1 protein-coding gene is annotated in these 575 nt (G+C 44.0%); it reads left to right on the top strand.

The window, feature by feature from the left end:
- A partial coding sequence (locus JNG37_RS09770; protein ID WP_449276445.1) for a collagen-flanked surface repeat-containing protein occupies positions 1-575 on the top strand: 575 nt, incomplete at both ends.

The raw sequence follows: 575 nt of genomic DNA, 5'->3' as shown, positions 1-575 counted from the left end.
GAAGTCACTGTTACACCAGGTACCGATCAAGATGGCAACAGCGGTCAAACAATTACCATTGTTAAACCAGACGGCAGTCGGGAAACCACCTTTATCCGTGATGGTAAAGATGGTAAGGACGGAATAGATGGCAAAGACGGTAAATCACCTCTAGTTGAACAAATTGAAGTTCGAGAAGGTGATAAGGTTATCGGAACAACAATCATCATCAAGGATGGCGATGGCAATGAAATTAGTCGTCAAACCATCCTCAATGGTCGCGACGGTAAGAATTCAGAAGTCACTGTTACACCAGGTACCGATCAAGATGGCAACAGCGGTCAAACAATTACCATTGTTAAACCAGATGGCAGTCGGGAAACCACCTTTATCCGTGATGGTAAAGATGGTAAGGACGGAATAGATGGCAAAGACGGTAAATCACCTCTAGTTGAACAAATTGAAGTTCGAGAAGGTGATAAGGTTATCGGAACAACAATCATCATCAAGGATGGCGATGGCAATGAAATTAGTCGTCAAACCATCCTCAACGGTCGTGACGGTAAGAATTCGGAAGTCACTGTTACACCAGGTAC

Source organism: Streptococcus suis (assembly GCF_016775005.1).
Classification (GTDB): Bacteria; Bacillota; Bacilli; order Lactobacillales; family Streptococcaceae; genus Streptococcus; species Streptococcus suivaginalis.
The sequence above is the reverse complement of the archived record's forward strand: the minus strand, read 5'-3'. Positions and strand labels throughout refer to the sequence as shown.